At 70.2% G+C, this 16,443-nt stretch carries 12 protein-coding genes and 1 pseudogene; 11 read left to right on the top strand and 2 right to left on the bottom strand.

The features are described 5' to 3' along the window. The first annotated feature begins 253 nt into the window (after nt 1-253). The 5 genes from ACZ7MF_RS14735 (at nt 254) to dgoD (ending at nt 6,448) form a co-directional block, all read left to right on the top strand. Nucleotides 254-1,417, top strand: coding sequence for a GntR family transcriptional regulator (locus ACZ7MF_RS14735; RefSeq protein WP_471477143.1), 1,164 nt, complete (start codon nt 254-256; stop codon nt 1,415-1,417). A gap of 46 nt (nt 1,418-1,463) precedes the next feature. Then, nucleotides 1,464-2,864 carry a glycoside hydrolase family 28 protein gene (locus ACZ7MF_RS14730; RefSeq protein WP_471477142.1) on the top strand — a complete coding sequence of 467 codons (1,401 nt, stop codon included), beginning with the start codon at nt 1,464-1,466 and terminating at the stop codon, nt 2,862-2,864. Further along, nucleotides 2,861-4,204, top strand: a complete 1,344-nt coding sequence (locus tag ACZ7MF_RS14725) for a Gfo/Idh/MocA family oxidoreductase (protein ID WP_471477141.1) — start codon at nt 2,861-2,863, stop codon at nt 4,202-4,204. Before ACZ7MF_RS14730 ends, ACZ7MF_RS14725 begins: the two co-directional genes overlap by 4 nt. Before the next feature lie 154 nt (nt 4,205-4,358). Next, nucleotides 4,359-5,279, top strand: coding sequence for a dihydrodipicolinate synthase family protein (locus ACZ7MF_RS14720; RefSeq protein WP_471477140.1), 921 nt, complete (start codon nt 4,359-4,361; stop codon nt 5,277-5,279). A gap of 2 nt (nt 5,280-5,281) precedes the next feature. After that, on the top strand, nt 5,282-6,448 hold the full coding sequence (dgoD, locus tag ACZ7MF_RS14715; RefSeq protein ID WP_471477139.1) for a galactonate dehydratase: 1,167 nt from the start codon (nt 5,282-5,284) through the stop codon (nt 6,446-6,448). A 206-nt stretch (nt 6,449-6,654) separates the two neighbouring features. Here dgoD and ACZ7MF_RS14710 read toward each other — a convergent pair whose 3' ends face one another. Then, nucleotides 6,655-7,167, bottom strand: coding sequence for a PadR family transcriptional regulator (locus ACZ7MF_RS14710; RefSeq protein ID WP_471477138.1), 513 nt, complete (start codon nt 7,165-7,167; stop codon nt 6,655-6,657). 55 nt (nt 7,168-7,222) lie between these two features. Between ACZ7MF_RS14710 and ACZ7MF_RS14705 the strand changes: the two genes are divergently transcribed. The 6 genes and pseudogenes from ACZ7MF_RS14705 to ACZ7MF_RS14680 all read left to right on the top strand — a co-directional run bounded on the left by ACZ7MF_RS14705 (nt 7,223) and on the right by ACZ7MF_RS14680 (nt 15,289). Beyond that, a complete protein-coding gene (locus ACZ7MF_RS14705; RefSeq protein ID WP_471477137.1) occupies nt 7,223-7,912 on the top strand; it encodes a cysteine hydrolase family protein in 690 nt (229 codons plus the stop codon). Nucleotides 7,913-8,174: 262 nt separating this feature from the next. Continuing rightward, a pseudogene (locus ACZ7MF_RS14700) lies at nt 8,175-10,579 on the top strand (DNA translocase FtsK). Between the two features lie 213 nt (nt 10,580-10,792). Beyond that, nucleotides 10,793-13,048 carry an MMPL family transporter gene (locus ACZ7MF_RS14695; protein ID WP_471477136.1) on the top strand — a complete coding sequence of 752 codons (2,256 nt, stop codon included), beginning with the start codon at nt 10,793-10,795 and terminating at the stop codon, nt 13,046-13,048. Between the two features lie 111 nt (nt 13,049-13,159). Beyond that, a complete protein-coding gene (locus ACZ7MF_RS14690) occupies nt 13,160-14,356 on the top strand; it encodes a sensor histidine kinase (protein ID WP_471477135.1) in 1,197 nt (398 codons plus the stop codon). Further along, entirely contained in the window at nt 14,353-15,030 is a 678-nt protein-coding gene (locus tag ACZ7MF_RS14685; protein WP_471477134.1) for a response regulator, read from the top strand. Before ACZ7MF_RS14690 ends, ACZ7MF_RS14685 begins: the two co-directional genes overlap by 4 nt. A 13-nt stretch (nt 15,031-15,043) precedes the next feature. Further along, entirely contained in the window at nt 15,044-15,289 is a 246-nt protein-coding gene (locus ACZ7MF_RS14680) for an MmyB family transcriptional regulator (protein WP_471477244.1), read from the top strand. 24 nt (nt 15,290-15,313) lie between these two features. On the opposite strand, the gene ACZ7MF_RS14675 is transcribed toward ACZ7MF_RS14680, so the two are convergent. Next, a complete protein-coding gene (locus ACZ7MF_RS14675) occupies nt 15,314-15,916 on the bottom strand; it encodes a hypothetical protein (RefSeq protein WP_471477133.1) in 603 nt (200 codons plus the stop codon). Nucleotides 15,917-16,443 lie beyond the last annotated feature (527 nt).

The raw sequence follows: 16,443 nt of genomic DNA, 5'->3' as shown, positions 1-16,443 counted from the left end.
CGCCATCGGCCCGAGTGCGACGGTGCCGGTCTCGCTCGGGGGCCCGCGCGGGACGCGGACGTGTCATGGATCCGACGTGTCATCGATTTGGGGCGCACACCATCTAGTGGGTCACTGATCGAGCAACGATAGTTAATATGTTCGTGCCAATACGCCGTCAATACGTGAGACCGAACCTGAAGTTGATGACGCCGACGACACCTTCACCCCGGCGTCCGAGTCACAAGTTCGCGCATCCCAGGAGGTGCGGCACATGACCGTTCCTGATCCCCCGGCGTTCGTCCAGCTCAGTGCGGAGGACCGGGCTGCTCTGGCCGGCTTCTCGCAGCAGCCGCCCGGCGCGGTCCGGCTGCGCAGCCGCATCGTCCTGGCGTGTGCCGAGGGGCTGACCAATGGCGAGATCGCCCAGCGACTCGGGGTCAGTCCCGCCACGGTGGCCAAGTGGCGGGACCGCTATCTGAGCCGGGGCATCGCCGGCCTGCGCGACGCCCCTCGCGCGGGGCGCCCGCGCAGCGACACCCGGCAGGAGGCGGAGGCCCAGGTGGCGGCCGTACTCGAACAGGCCCGGGACGGCTCGCCCGTGCCCTCCACTCGCGCCCTGTCGGACACCCTGGGCCTGTCCCAGTCCACCGTCGCCCGGATCTGGCGGGAGCAGCAGGACAAGCTGCCCGAGCCGGCCAGACCACGCAACCGCCGGCCCCGTCAGGAAGCCGGCCGGACAGGCGACGGCCCCGTGCCGGGCGCGCCCCGCGTGCCCCGCCAGTTGCTGTCCGACCACGTGTACACCCAACTGCGCGACTGGATCGTCGGTGGGCAACTCGCCCCAGGCCAGCGCCTGGTGGAAGCGGAGATCGCACGCGGCTTCGGCACCAGTCAGGCCCCTTGCCGCGAGGCGATCAAGCGGCTGGCGTACGAGGGCCTCGTCATCTCCCAGCCGCATCGCGGCACTTACGTCGCGCGGGTCTCCGAACGTCAGGCGCAGGACATCCGGGACATCCGGGTGATGTTCGAGGAGTACGCGGCCCGCCGGGTGGCGGGCCGCCTGGACGCCGAGCACACCCGGCTGCTCAGCGACGACGTGACGCGACTGCGCCGGGCGGCGGCCAAGGACGACATCGGCGCCTTCCGCGACGCCGACATGTCATTCCACCGCCATGTGTGCGAAGCTGCCCGCAACGCGGCGCTGATCCGCCTGTGGCGCATGATCGAGTCCAGCCTGTGGGACCTGCACGTCCTGGGCGACCCGCGCTACGCCGGCGGCTGGGGCGCGATGGCCGAGCACCACGCCGAACTCCTGGACGTGCTGCGCTCCGGCGACCCCGACGTCGCCGGACCGATGTTCGCCGACCACGCCGCGGGCGAGGCAGCACGCTACCTGCCCGACCAGCCCGGGACCGGCACTCCCCCCGGGCCCTGAAGCGACCGCCCACCACCTGCGCACCACCTCACCGAGGGGTAACAGCATGAGTGATCCGGCACGCAGACAGCTTCTCCGCCTCGGCGCCCTCGCGGCCGCCGCCGTTCCCCTGGCCCACGCCACCGGCGCGGCCGCCGCCGCCCCAGGGCGCCCGCACTTCCCCGACGCCTGGTTCCCCGTCACCGACCACGGGGCCGTCGGCGACGGCGCAACCGACTGCACGGCCGCGATCCGTGCGGCGGTCCGGGCCTGCCACGCCGCCGGCGGCGGGCATGTGCTGATCCCCGCCGGCCGCTGGGCCAGCGGTCCGATTCACCTGCTCAGCGGTGTGGACCTGCACGTCGCCGAGGGCGCGACCGTGCTGTTCAGCACCGACCCGGCCGCCTACCTGCCGATCGTACGGACCCGGTGGCAGGGCATCGAGGTCCTCAACTACTCCCCCTTGATCTACGCCTACGGCCGCCACGACATCGCGGTCACCGGCCGCGGGGTGCTCGACGGGCGCGGCGACAACACGCACTGGTGGCCGTGGAAGGGTTCCGGACAGTACGGCTGGAAGCCCGGTATGCCCCACGAGCGTCCGGACTGGGCGACCCTGGAGGAGTGGGGCGCGCGAGGCATCCCGGTGACCGAGCGCGTCCTGGGCGGCGGGCACTACCTGCGTCCCAGCTTCATCCAGCCCTACGCCTGCCGGAACGTCCTGATCGAGGGCGTCACGCTGCGCAACTCCCCGTTCTGGAACATCCATCCGGTACTGAGCCGGAACATCACCGTGCGCGACGTGCGGATCGAGTGCGAGGGCCCCAACAGCGACGGCTGCGACCCCGACTCGTGCGAGAACGTCACCGTCGAGCGCGTCACCTTCGCCACCCACGACGACTGCATCGCCATCAAGTCCGGCCGCGACCAGGACGGCCGACGGGTCGGCGTGCCCTCCCGGCACATCCGCATCCAGGACTGCGTGTACCTCAGCGGCGGAGCCGCGGTGGCCATCGGCAGCGAGATGAGCGGCGGTGTCTCGGACGTGGTCGCCCGGCGCCTGTACCTGCCGGCCGACCCGGACCGGGACGAGGCCTCCGTGGCCTCGGTCCTCAACGTCAAGTCCACTCCCACGCGCGGCGGTTACGTGCGGGATGTCCGCGTCACGGACGTCGACGCGCCGGCCTGGACGTACGTGCCGTTCGAGGTGACCTTCCAGTACGCCGGCGGGGCGGGCGGGAGTCAACTGGCCGAGGTGTCCCGCCTCTCGGCGGAGCGCTGGTCGGTGGGCGGCCGATGCGAGTATCCGGTGCGCATCCGTGCGCTGCCCGACGCACCGGTCAGCGGTGTCCGCCTCGACCGGCTCACCTTCCGGGACGCCGCGCAGGACATGCTGCTCCAGTCCGTCGGGGACCTGTCGGTGCACCGCGTGACGGTCAACGGCCGATCCGTGGGAGGTGCCGCATGACGAAGGCCCGTCCAGCCCGTGCCGTCGTGGTGGGCACCGGGTCCCGCGCCCAGCTGTTCACCACCGCCCTGGCCGGGCGCCGGCGCTTTCGGGTGGTGGCCCTGTGCGACCCGAACCCGGCGCGGATCGCCCATCACCAGCGGCTGCTCGGTCGGGCGGGAGAACCGCAGGCCGCGGCCTGGCGTCCCGGTGACTTCGAGCGGCGGCTGCGCACCGAAGGCATCGACGAGGTCGTGGTCACCACGGTGGACGCACTGCACGACGCGTACATCGTGCCGGCGCTTCAGGCCGGATGCCGGGTGGTCACGGAGAAGCCCATGACGACCGACGCGGCCCGCTGCCGCACCATCCTGCGCACGGTCGAGGCCACCGGCGGCGACCTCGCCGTCGCCTTCAACTACCGCTACAACCCGGTGCACGCGCGCGTGCGCGAACTGCTGGCCGAGGGTGCGGTCGGCGAGATCCTCTCGGTGCACTTCGAGTGGCTCCTCGACGTGCGGCACGGTGCGGACTACTTCCGGCGCTGGCACCGCGAGAAGCGGTCCAGCGGCGGGCTGATGGTGCACAAGTCGAGTCACCACTTCGACCTGGTCAACTGGTGGCTGCACGCCCGGCCGCGGGAGGTCTTCGGGTACGGACGGCTGGGCTTCTACGGCCGCGAGGCGGGCGAACGCCACGGCAATCGCCGCGACTACGAGCGCGCGCACGGTGCCACCGAGGCCGCCGGCGACCCGTTCGCGCTGCGGCTCGCCGAGAACGAGGCCCTGCGCTCCCTCTACCTGGAGGCCGAGCAGCACGACGGCTACGTGCGTGACCGCAACGTCTTCGGTGACGGCATCACCATCGAGGACGACATGGCCGTGCTGGTCCGCTACGACACCGGCGCCACCATGACGTACCACCTGAGCGCCTACTCCCCGTGGGAGGGATACCGGGTGATGTTCAACGGGACCCGCGGACGCCTGGAGTTGGAGGTCGAGGAGAGCCGCTGGCAGCCGGCGCGCCTGCGTTCCGTCTCCGGCAAGGGGGCCATCCACGGCGACAAGGCGATGGCGAACGCCGGCGGCCCGCGGACCCTGGTACGCCCGCTGTGGCAGGAGCCGTACGACGTCCCGCTGCCCGGCTACGACCACGCGGGCCACGGCGGGGGCGACGAGCGCATGCTGCGGGCGCTCTACGGTCCCGCCCACTTCGAGCCCCGGGAGAGCCCGGAAGCCACAACCGCCCCGGCCACCGCGCGTGACGGTGCGTTGGCTCTGGTCACGGGCCTCGCCGCCAACGAGTCGTTCGCCACCGGTGCCCCCGTGGCCACGGACTCCCTGGTGCCGCTCGGGCCCTGACCGACCGCGACCGGTGAACGCACCGACGAGGCGCTCCCGACCGGTGCCCCACGCGCAGGGACGCTGCTAGCCTGCTCGTGGCATCCCCCTGGTATGCCATGCATGCCGCACGACACAGACGGACACGGCCGATCAGCCCCGGGCGGGAGCGAACATGCACACTGCGCAGGTGGACCACAGGCAAGCATTGTCGGGAGTCGTCGCGATCCCGGTGACCCCCTTCGACGCCCAGGACCGGGTCGACGAGGCGGCATACCAGGGGGTGGTGCGCCGTATGCTGGACGAGGGGGTGCGGACCGTGACGCCGGGCGGGAACACCGGTGAGTTCTACAGCCTGGACGAGTCCGAGCGCCGACTCGTCGTGGAACTGACCGTCGCGGAAACCGTCGCGTCCGGCGTGTCGGCGCACGTCGTGGCGGGGGTCGGCCACGACGCCGCGACCGCCGTACGCCAGGCCCGCCACGCCCGCGCGGCGGGCGCCCAACTGGTCATGGTGCATCAGCCGGTTCACCCCTACGTGTCCGACGACGGCTGGGTGGCCTACCACCGCTCGGTCGCCGAGGCCGTGCCGGAGTTGGGTGTGGTGCCCTATGTCCGCGATCCGTTGCTCGACGCCCGGTCGATCGGGCGCCTCGGCAAGCTGTGCCCCAATGTGGTCGGGGTGAAGTACGCGGTGCCCGATGCCGCGCGCTTCGCCGCCGTGGCGCGCGACGCCGGACTCGAGCGGTTCGTGTGGGTCGCGGGCCTGGCCGAGCTGTACGCGCCCGCCTACTGGGCGATGGGCGCGACCGGTTTCACCTCAGGCCTGGTGAACGTCGCGCCGCGCCTGTCCCTGGAGTTGCTCACGGCCCTGCGGGACGGGAACACCGGCGCGGCCATGACGCTGTGGGAGCGGATCCGCCCCTTCGAGGAGCTGCGTGCGCACCGCAGGTCCGCGGACAACGTCGCCGTCGTGAAGGAGGCGCTGGCCCAGCTCGGTCACTGCCGCAGCGATGTGCGTCCCCCGTCCCACCCGCTCGACGAGGCGCGCCGCCGGCAGGTGCGGGACGCCGTCGCCGACTGGAAGGTGTCGTGACGGTGCCGAAGATCAGTGGCATCACCGCGTACAGCGTGCCGCCCCGTTGGGTCGTGGTCCGGGTCACCACCGACACGGGGGTCACCGGCTGGGGCGAGGCACTCCTGTCCAAGCGGCGGCGGGCCGTCCTCGGCGCCGTCGCGGACCTCGCCGACACCGTCGTCGGGGCGCCGGCCGGCCGGATCGAGGAGACGTGGCACCGGATGCGGCGGGGAGCCTTCTTCCGCGGCGGACCAGTGCTGGCCACCGCCGCCGCGGCGATCGAGCAGGCACTGTGGGACATCAAGGGGCGCGCGCTCGGCGTACCCGTGCACGAACTGCTCGGCGGTCCGGTGCGCGACCACACCCGGGTGTACGCCTGGATCGGCGGCGACCGGCCCGGTGACGTGGTCGCCGGGGCCCGCGCCCGGGTCGCTCAGGGATTCACCGCGGTGAAGATGAACGCCACCGCCGAACTGGACCACATCGCGGGCGCGGCGGAGGTGGACGCGGTCGTCGCCCGGGTAGCGGCACTGCGCGACGAGTTCGGCACCGGACTGGACATCGCGTTGGACTTCCACGGCCGGGTGCACCGGTCGATGGTGCGTCCGCTGCTGCGGGAGCTGGAGCAGTTCCGGCTGCTGTGGGTCGAGGAACCACTGTCGCCGGGCCACGAGGACCTGTTGCCCGAGGTGGCCCGCGCGGCCGGCGCGACCCGGATCGCCACGGGCGAACGTCTCACCTCGCGCTGGGACTTCCGTACCCTGCTGCAGCGCGGCGGGGTCGACATCATCCAGCCCGACGTGTCGGTCACCGGCCTCGGCGAACTGGCGAAGATCTGCCACCTGGCCGAGACCTACGACGTCGCCGTCGTCCCGCACTGCCCCAACGGGCCCGTCTCACTGGCCGCCTCGCTGCAGGTGGCCGCCGCCTGTCTCAACGTGCCGCTGCACGAGCAGAGCCTCGGCCTGCACTACAACACCGGCTACGCGGGGCTGCCCCGGGGCGAGATGGCCGATTACCTGCTGGATCCCGCCCCGCTCGTTCCCGTGGACGGGGCCCTCGCGGTGCCGGCCGGGCAGGGCATCGGCATCGAGGTCGACGAGGCGGTCGTGCGCGCCAGGAACACCGAGTGGCGGCACCCCGATGCGCAGTGGCGCCACCCAGACGGGCGGATCGCGGAGTGGTGACGACGCCTTGTGCGGACGGTGCACCACCGGGGCCGTCGCGTCGGCTACGCGAACGGCTTCGTCGTCGTCGCGGAAAGCGTCACGAAAGGTCCCGGTGTTGCTGGTCGAGACACCCACGCCGTGGCGGACCGGCCACGGAGATCCACTTCGCCTGCGAGGGTCAGGGACGCCAACCGAGAACGGGCGAGGGGCCTGCCGGCGCGTCGTCAGTCCAGGACTTCCCGCAGCCAGGAACGCTCCGCGCGGCTGGTGGCTCGGGCGATGGTGAGCATGCCGCGGCGATAGGGGTCATCGGTGTCCTCGACGCCCAACAGGAGGTCGCCGTCGTGGAAGAAGCTCGCCGGTTGTTCCAGGAATTGCAGTCGGCGGCGCAGTACCGCGTGCTGGTCCGCGACAGTCGGAAGCTGAGAGAGAAAGGCCAGGACCGTGAAATACCGGGTGCTGTCGCTGATATCCAGGCCGTCGGCATCCCGCAGCCGTCGCAGTAGGTCGCGGCGACCGGTGTCGGTCAGGCTCAGCGTGTGCCGCTGGGCGGCCGAGGCGCCCGGTTCGGCACGTCGCTCCAGCAGCCCGGCGTTGACCAGCCGGTTGATCGCCGGGTAGAGGCTGCCGTCACTGACGGGCCGTGCATGGCCCGACAACTGCGCTATGCGGTGGCGCAGTTGATAGCCGTGCAGCGGGCCCTCGGCCAGGAATCCCAGGATCGCGAGTTCGAGCATGCTGCTACTCTCGCACATCGAAGCGAGGTACCTCGAATCGATATAGGAGGTAGGAATGACGTATACCGAGGAATGGGTGACTGCGCGGGCGCGGGCTGCCTACGAGCACGGCCGGGCATCGTTCGATGTGCCACCCGAGCGGACGGCACTGCTGGTCATCGACATGCAGGACGAATTCGTCCGGCCCGGCTGGAGCCCCTACTGGGTGCCCGCGGCGACCCGGATGGCGCCCCGGCTGCGGCAGTTGGTCGAGGCATGCCGGGACGCCTCCGTCCCGGTGATCTGGACCATCTTCGACGACACGCATCTCGGCCTGGACCGGCCGCACGCCCTGCGCCACCTCCCGCACGCGGACACCGACTGGCGTCGCCCCGGCCCCGCCGAGGTCTGGGCCCCGATGGGCCACCGCCCGGACGAGGCCCTGATCCGCAAGCCCTCCTACGGCGCGTTCTACGACACTCCGCTCGACACGATGCTGCGTAACCTCGGCCGCGACACGGTCGTCGTCACGGGAACGCTCACCAACTACTGCTGCGGCACCACCGCTCGCCAGGCATATGAACGCGGCTACAAGGTCGTCGTCGGATCCGACGTCACGGCCACCGACGACGAGTCGCGGCAGCAACCAGAACTCGCCGTCCTGCGCAAGGGATTCGCCCTCGTGCTGACCGCCGAGGAAATCACGGACCGCCTGACCACAGGCACAGACGTGCCAGATGGTGGAGACCGGGCGAACGTTGCCTGATGCGGCACTGGAGGAGTTGAACTGAGGCGCCGGGGGTTCATCCGGCGCCGCTGCCGCATCGGCGACATCGGGGCGCTCTCCACCGCACTGCGCGCCCCCATTCACCTCCGGCTCGGCCATAGGATCGTCGAGGCAGCCGTCACGGCGAAGGGCCACCGGGAAAGGTCGTGGCCGCTTCGCCGCCGATGTCGGGGAGGGGACAGTGCGGGGAACACGGATCGATGGCCGCTATCGGCTGATCGACCTCGTTGGCACCGGGGGCATGGGCCAGGTCTGGCGTGCACACGATGAACGCTTGGGTCGGGAAGTCGCGGTCAAGACGCTGACACTTGGCGGAAGCGAATCAGACCCCCGCGCCATCGCTCGCTTCGATCGTGAGGCCCGAGTGGCCGCGCGCCTCGACAGCCAGCACGTCGTGACGCTGCACGACATCGGCTCAACCGAAGCAGAAGGGCGTTCACTGCTCTTCATCGTGATGGAGCTGGTGGGCGGGCAGGCACTCGACCGCATCATCCAGCAGGGGCTGCCGCCCCTTGACGCTGTGGCCGACTGGGGCGTCCAGATCTGCGACGGACTGGCGACGGCACACTCCGCAGGAGTTCTGCACCGCGACATCAAGCCCGCCAACATCATGATCACCACGCGCGGCGTCGCCAAGATCCTGGACTTCGGTATCGCCGCATTCTTGGACAATGCGTCGCCCCACACCACGCTGACTGCAGCCGGGACGGTCCTGGGAACGCCGGCCTACATGTCACCGGAACAGGCCCAAGCGGTACCCATCGACCACCGAAGTGACCTCTACTCCCTGGGTTGCGTGCTCTACGCCCTGGTCACCGGCCGGCCCCCGTTCTCAGCAGCCAGCGGGGTCGCGTTGCTCGTCAAGCACGTCACCGAGACCCCCGTGCCCGCCGGACACCGCCGGCCGGCCCTTCCAAGCGGGTGGGACGAGCTGATTCTCGCGCTTCTGGAGAAGCATCCCGCGCACCGGCCACAGAGCGCAGCAGAAGTTGCCGATCACCTGCGCGGAATGGCCTGGGGGTCGTCTTCGCCGACGCGGCTCCCGCCGTATCCTGCGTCGACTCCACCTGCCGCACAACAACAGTCGTTCAGCCAGCCGACAGATCCCGTGGACGTCGCCGCAGCGGCTGCTGATCTCAACTCCCGATCGACCACTGCCCCTGTGCCGCTCCTCCCTCCCACTCGGCTTCTTCCTGCAGCGGAACTGACCACGCCAACCGGCGCGGAGCCCCTGTCGGCGGCAGAACAGATGACCTACGTCATGCCCTCGATGGACCTGCTGGAGCGCGGCGGGCCGGGCAAGACCCGCAGCGCGGCCAACGACGCCGTCGTCGACGCGCTCTCCAACGTCTTCGCCGAGTTCAAGGTCGACGCGGCCGTCGCCGGTTTCACACGCGGTCCGACGGTCACGCGGTACGAGGTCGAGCTGGGCCCGGCCGTGAAGGTCGAGAAGGTCACGGCTCTGACCAGGAACATCGCCTACGCCGTGGCCTCGCCCGACTTACGGATCATCTCGCCGATCCCCGGCAAGTCGACGGTCGGCATCGAGATCCCGAACACCGACCGCGAGATGGTCAACCTCGGCGACGTGCTGCGCTCCGCGGACGCGGCAGCCGACGACCATCCGATGCTGGTCGCGCTCGGCAAGGACGCCGAGGGCGCCCATGTGACCGCCAACCTGGCGAAGATGCCGCACATCCTGGTCGCCGGTGCCACCGGCTCCGGCAAGTCCTCCTGCATCAACTGCCTCATCACCTCGATCCTGATGCGGGCGACCCCCGAGGACGTCCGGATGGTCCTCGTCTCCTCCAAGCGCGTCGAGCTCACCGCCTACCAGGGCATCCCGCACCTGATCACCCCGATCATCACCGACCCCGGGAAGGCCGCCGAGGCGCTCCAGTGGGTCGTACGCGAGATGGACGTGCGCTACGACGACCTGGCCGCGTTCGGCTACCGGCACATCGACGACTTCAACCAGGCCATCCGGGACGGCAGGATCAAGCTGCCCGAGGGCAGCGGGCGGGAGCTCCTGCCGTATCCGTACCTTCTGGTGATCGTCGACGAGCTGGCCGATCTCATGATGGTCGCACCGCACGACGTCGAGGACGCGATCGTCCGGATCACCCGGCTGGCGCGCGCCGTCGGCATCCACCTCGTGCTCGCCACCCAGCGGCCGTCCGTGGACGTCGTCACCGGCCACATCATGGCGAACATGCCCTCACGGCTCGCCTTCGCCACCTCCTCGCTCGCCGACAGCCGGGCCATCCTCGACCGGCCCGGCGCCGAGAAGCTGATCGGCAAGGGCGACGGCCTCCTCCTGCCGATGGGCGCCAACAAGCCCGTCCGCATTCAGGGCGCGTTCGTCACCGAGGCCGAGGTCGCGGTCGTCGTCCAGCACTGCAGGGACCAGATGACGCGGCCGAGCTGGTCGTCGCCACCCGGTTCACGCCCACCTCGATAGTCCAGCGCAAGCGGCACATCGGCTCCGCGAAGGCCGAGCGGCTGACGGATCTGACGGATCTGACGGAGCCGCGGAACATCGTCGGCCCGAGCGAGGGTTCCAGCGCCCGGAAAGTGCTGGTCAGACGCGACGCATACCGTCAGGTCTTCCACGGCCTTCCGCACCCCGGCGCGGACCCTGCGTGAACGGGTCGGCAGTCCCGATGCCGTGGCCGGGCTTCCTCGCCCCGCGGCCATCCTCAGGTAGGAGAACGGCGTCCTCGTCTCGCACGAGGACGGCCCCCTGCCTGCTGCAGGGGCACGAGGTCCAGGTCACGGCACCGGCACGATGCTCCGGCAGCACCTGGAAGCACAGTCTTGGTTCCTACCTTGAGAACCCACTTTGGAGAGACCTTTCTCGTGGCTACCTTCCTGTACCGACTGGGCCTGACCGCCTTCCGGCGACGCTGGCTCGTGACCTTGTTGTGGGCGGTGGTCCTCGGCGGAGTCGGTCTCGGCGCCGCCAAGGCCCCGGCCGCGAGCGACGACGGCACGTCGTTCATGCCCGGCATCGAGGCTCAGAAGGCGTTCGACCTCATCGGTGAGCGATTCCACGGCTCGGACGCCAACGGCGCCAACGCCCGCATCGTCTTCATCGCCCCGGGTGGGGAGAAGGTGACGGCCAAGGAGAACCAGGCCGCCATCGACGAGCTGGTGTCCACGGTCGCCGAAGGGGCGCAGGTGGACAGTGCCGTCGACCCCTTCAAGGCCCATGCGGTCAGCAAGGACGCCTCGACCGCGTACGCCACGGTCAACTACAAGGTCAAGGCCGACGACCTGACCGACGCCAGCAAGGACGGCCTCGAAAGGGCCATCGGCCAGGCCCGTGACGCGGGGCTCACGGTGGAGGTGGGTGGCACCGCACTCGCCTCGCAGCCGGCCGCAGGCGGGTCGGCCGAGGCGATCGGCATCGCCCTGGCCGCGGTCGTCCTGCTGATCACCTTCGGCTCCCTGGCGGCGGCCGGGCTGCCGCTGCTCACAGCCGTCGTCGGCGTCGGCGTCAGCATGTGCGCGATCCTCACTCTCGGCGGCGCCCTGGGGCTGTCCATGACCACGGGCACGCTGGCGTCGATGCTCGGGCTCGCGGTCGGTATCGACTACGCCCTCTTCGTCGTCTCCCGCTACCGCGAGGAGCGCGCGAAGGGACACGACCCGCGGGAAGCGGCGGGACTCGCGGCCGGCACGGCCGGTTCCGCCGTGGTCTTCGCCGGCCTGACCGTGATCATCGCGCTCGCCGGGCTGTCCGTGGTCGGCGTGCCGATGCTGACGAAGATGGGTCTGTGCGCCGCCGGAGCGGTCGCCGTCGGCGTCCTGGTCGCCCTGACGCTGGTGCCCGCGCTGCTGGGCATGTGGCCGAACGCCGTCCTGTCGCGCAAGGTCCGCAAGCCCGGCAAGGTCCGCAAGCCCGGCAAGCGGAACGGCAGCGCCGGGCGCCGCTCCGGGACCGCCGCCAGTGGCGGGTCCCGTTGGGCGCGCTTCGTGATGAGGCGACCCGTGACGGTCCTTGTGCTGGGTGTGGCCGCTCTGGGAGCCCTGGCGCTGCCCGCCGCTCAGCTGGAGATGGGCATGCCCGGCGATGAGGCGAAGCCCACGTCGACGACGGAGCGACGTGCCTACGACGCGTTGGCCGACGGCTTCGGTGCGGGCTTCAACGGCCCGCTGACCATCATCGCCGACGTCAAGGGATCCGCGGACCCGCAGGCGGCCGCAGCAAGGATGGCCGAGCAGATCAAGGACACCGAGGGCGTCGTGTCCGTGACGCCCCCGCAGTTCAACGGGGCCGGGGACGCCGCGTTGTTCTCCGCCGTACCGGCCACCGGCCCCAGCGAGGAAGCCACGAAGGGCATCGTTCAGACCATCCGCGCGGAGCGTCCCGATCTGGAGGCGGAGACCGGCGCGACGTTCGAGGTGACCGGCAGCACCGCGATGAACATCGACGTCGCGCAGGCCCTGAAGGACGCCCTGGTGCCCTACCTGGCCGTCATCGTGCTGCTGTCCCTGCTGCTGCTCCTGATCGTCTTCCGCTCGATTCTCGTGCCCGTCAAGGCAGCTGTCGGCTTCCTGCTGTCGGTACTCGCCTCGCTCGGTACGGTCGTTGCAGTCTTCCAGTGGGGCTGGGGTTCCGGACTGCTGGGCGTGGAGCAGACCGGCCCGATCATGAGCCTCATGCCGATCTTCCTGGTGGGCATCGTGTTCGGCCTGGCCATGGACTACGAGGTCTTCCTCGTCGCCCGCATGCGGGAGGCATACGTCCACGGTGAGCGCCCCGGACAAGCCGTGGTGAGCGGCTTCCGGCACAGCGCCCGCGTGGTCGTCGCCGCGGCCGTGATCATGATGGCGGTCTTCTCCGGCTTCATCGGCTCCGGGGAGTCCATGATCAAGACGATCGGGTTCGGCCTCGCCGTCGCAGTCCTCTTCGACGCCTTCGTCGTCCGCCTGGCCCTGGTGCCCGCCGTCCTCGCCCTGCTGGGGGACAAGGCATGGTGGCTGCCCCGGTGGCTCGACAGGGCACTGCCCCGAGTCGACGTCGAAGGCGCCGCACTCACCTCCCGGACGCAGGCATCCGCTGTGACGGGCGCTGAAGCTCACCCCCGGGAGCCGGTCCGCACCGCCTGAACGAAGCCGACCTCAAGGCGTGCCGACCTGAAGGCGCGCCGCGGCGCCGTGCCACGGAGCCGCGGCACGTCTGTCACCCTGAACCGGCCGGTCCCACCTCGGAGTACGACGATGACTGAACGATGGAAGCACCGCGCGGACGACCGCACCCGCCTCGTCCAAGTGGGGACTACGAGCCTGCTGCTCGCCTTCACCGTGGGCGGTGTCTTCCTCACCCGGGCGGTCTCGGCCAGGGAGCCGCTCGTCCTGTGGCCCGGCCTCGTGCTGTCCGCCGTGGCCTGCGCCGTGCTGCTGCGCCGCCGCAGCTACCCACTTGTGGTGCTGCTGGTGACCACGGCATGCATCATGACCGAGGGGTTCCTGGGATACCTCCTGACGCCGCTGCTCATGGGCCCGATGCTGGTCGCGCAGTACACCGTGAGCCTGCGTCCCGACCGCAAGGCCACCTGGTACAGCGCCGTCGCGGCCGCAGCCGGGATCGCGGTCACCGGCTTCATCACCACCGATTCGTCGCACGACTGGATCATCGGCCTGGTCAATCCGGCCGCCTGGATCCTGATGGTCGCCTCCTTCGGCAGCTACGTGCGCGTGCGCCGCGAGTACGCTGTTGCCCGCGCCGAGCACGCCGCCCAGGAGCGGGAAGAGGAGACACGCCGACGGGTAGTCCAGGAACGCATGCGTATCGCCCGCGAACTGCACGACGTGGTCGCCCACCATCTCGCGCTCGCCAACGCCCAGGCCGGCACCGCCGCCCATCTGGCCCGGACCCACCCCGACCAGGCCATCGCCATAGTCGAGAAACTGCCGGAAGTGACCGCCTCGGCCCTCCGTGAGCTCAAGGCCACCGTCGGCCTGCTCCGTCAGGACACCGACTCCCAGGAGACGGCTCCCGCGCCGGGCCTGGAACAGCTGCCACAGCTCGTCGACACCTGCTCGTCAGCGGGCCTGGACGTCGCCGTCGCCATTGCGGGGCGGCCACGACCGCTCCCGCCCGGCCTGGACCTCACGGCCTACCGGATCGTCCAGGAGGCACTCACCAACATCACCAAGCACGCCGCCACACCCTCCGCACGGGTCCGGCTGTCCTACACCCCGCACGACCTGACACTGACCATCACCAACGAAGCCGGCACACGCTTTGCGGCCGCTGCCGGCTTCCCCGGCGCCAGCCGTGGGTACGGACTGCTCGGCATGCGCGAACGTGCCTTGTCGGTGGGCGGTACGTTTCATGCCGGCCTGAGGCCCGAAGGCGGCTTCGAAGTCGCCTGCACGCTCCCCCTTCCCAGCTCCGAGGAAAGCACCTCATGACCATCCGCGTTCTGCTCGCCGACGACCAAGCGCTGCTCCGGGCCACCTTCCGCATTCTCATCGACTCCAACCCGGACATGACCGTCGTGGCGGAGGCGGCCGACGGTCAGCAGGCCCTGGAACTCACGCTCGAGCACCGTCCCGACGTCGTCCTCATGGACATTCGCATGCCCGGCACCGACGGGCTGGCCGCCACATCCGGCATCTGCGCCCGGACCGAACTGTCGGGTACCCGCGTCCTGATCCTCACCACGTTCGAGGACGACGAGAACGTCGCCATGGCCCTGCGGTCCGGGGCGAGCGGATTCCTCGGCAAGGACGTCGGCCCCGACATCCTCCTGGCAGGCATCCGCACCGTGGCCGCAGGCGACTCCCTGCTTTCACCCACGGCCACCCGCGCCCTGATCACCCGCTTCCTGGCCTCCCCGGCCGACCACGTGCCCCTCGCGGCGCCGGAACGCCTCGCCCTGCTCACCGAACGCGAACGCGAGGTCATGGCGCTGGCCGCGCTGGGCAGGTCGAACCACCAGATCGCCGAGCAGCTGGTCCTCAGCCCTCTGACCGTGCGCAGCCACGTCTCCCGCGCGATGACCAAACTCCACGCACGCGACCGCGCGCAACTGGTCGTGATCGCCTACCAGAGCGGCCTCGTCCGACCGACCCCCGACAGCTGACTCACAGGATGCGCTGGACGTCATCGCCCTCGCGCGCCACTGCTTTCTCGACGAACGGGCCAAGGTGTTCTACCCGCGCTGGGAGGCGGCCGCGGACGTCAACGTGTCGATCCTGCGCACCGAAGCCGGCCGGGACCCCCGGGACAAGCACACGCATGACCATCCACCGGGCGGCCGACGCGATCGACGGGTCACTGGACAAGCTCGGGATCGAGTACATCGACCTGATGCTGGGCCGTTAATCCGCGGATGTCCTTGAAGGAGGACAGCCGTGCAGTGGCCGTCAGGGCACATCACCCTCGACCAGCGGCCTCAGCCGGCGTTCGACCTCGGTCATGTCAGGAGCAGCCAGGTTCCTCGTGGCCTCCGCAGGGTGCACCCACACGCTGTCCGCGCAGTCGCCGGTCCCCTCCTTGCCCTTCACCTCGAACGACTTGACCAGCTCTCCTGTCGTTGCCTCGTACACCCGGTACTCATATCTCGAGGGCAAGGTCTCGAAGTCGTACCTCTGGCCTGTCTCAGGGACTACGTAGGAACATGGTGTCCCGGTCTTGCCGGCCACCTCGTGCTCGTACTCGCAGACGACCAGTTGCACCGACCTGAACACGTACTGCCCGCCGTCCAGTGGAAACGTCCACTTCTCGGGCAGAGCTTGACGCGTGCTGTCGCCTCCCTGAGGGCCAGCGACGTGAACGTGGTGCGGCCCCGGCCCACGGTATTCGTCCCCTTCTTCGCTCAACTGCGACGGGACGATCGCCTTGGTGTCAGAACTGCGGGACGGACAGAACTGATAACTCAGCTCCTTGCTGAAGATCACATCAAAGTAGCTGAGTGCCCCGACCAGGCCCGCCGCGGCACCCAGGACAAGGCCGACCGACAGAAGCACCCATCTTCTGTGCCTCCTCCGGCTCAATCGGTCCCTCACCGAATCCGCTCCCCTCAAAGCCCTCGCCGGTCGCAGCCGCCCCTCAAACAGTCGGACGCAGGCGGACCGATTACAAGAGTCCAGGAGGTCAAGATGCCGGAACCCGGCAGCGACCAGAACCGTCCGGAGACGCCCTCAGGTGAGCAGCGCGCCATGCTTGGCCATCGCCGGAACTTCGTGGGTCGCCAGGTGTCGTACGGCACGGTCGCCGGGGCTACAACGGCCCTATCTGGGTGGTCGATCGGCCCGAGGACGGCGAGCCGGCCCGTCACTGCTCCGTCGAGTGTCTGGTGTGTGGGAAAACCCTGGCCTACGCCGTGCACAGCCTCACGGCGACACGGAGGAGACGTACCCGCCGCTGGATCGCGGCCCCCGGCCCTTGCCTGCCCGGCGGCGAAACCGGCCTCGTTGGCCACGGGTCCGCCTGCGCGGCTTTACAAAGCACAAGCTGTTCGTCCCCAACACCGAGAACGGCCGCTGGATGTAGC

The organism is Streptomyces sp. NPDC111628 (assembly GCF_055635195.1).
This window is presented reverse-complemented; position numbering and strand designations above follow the sequence as displayed.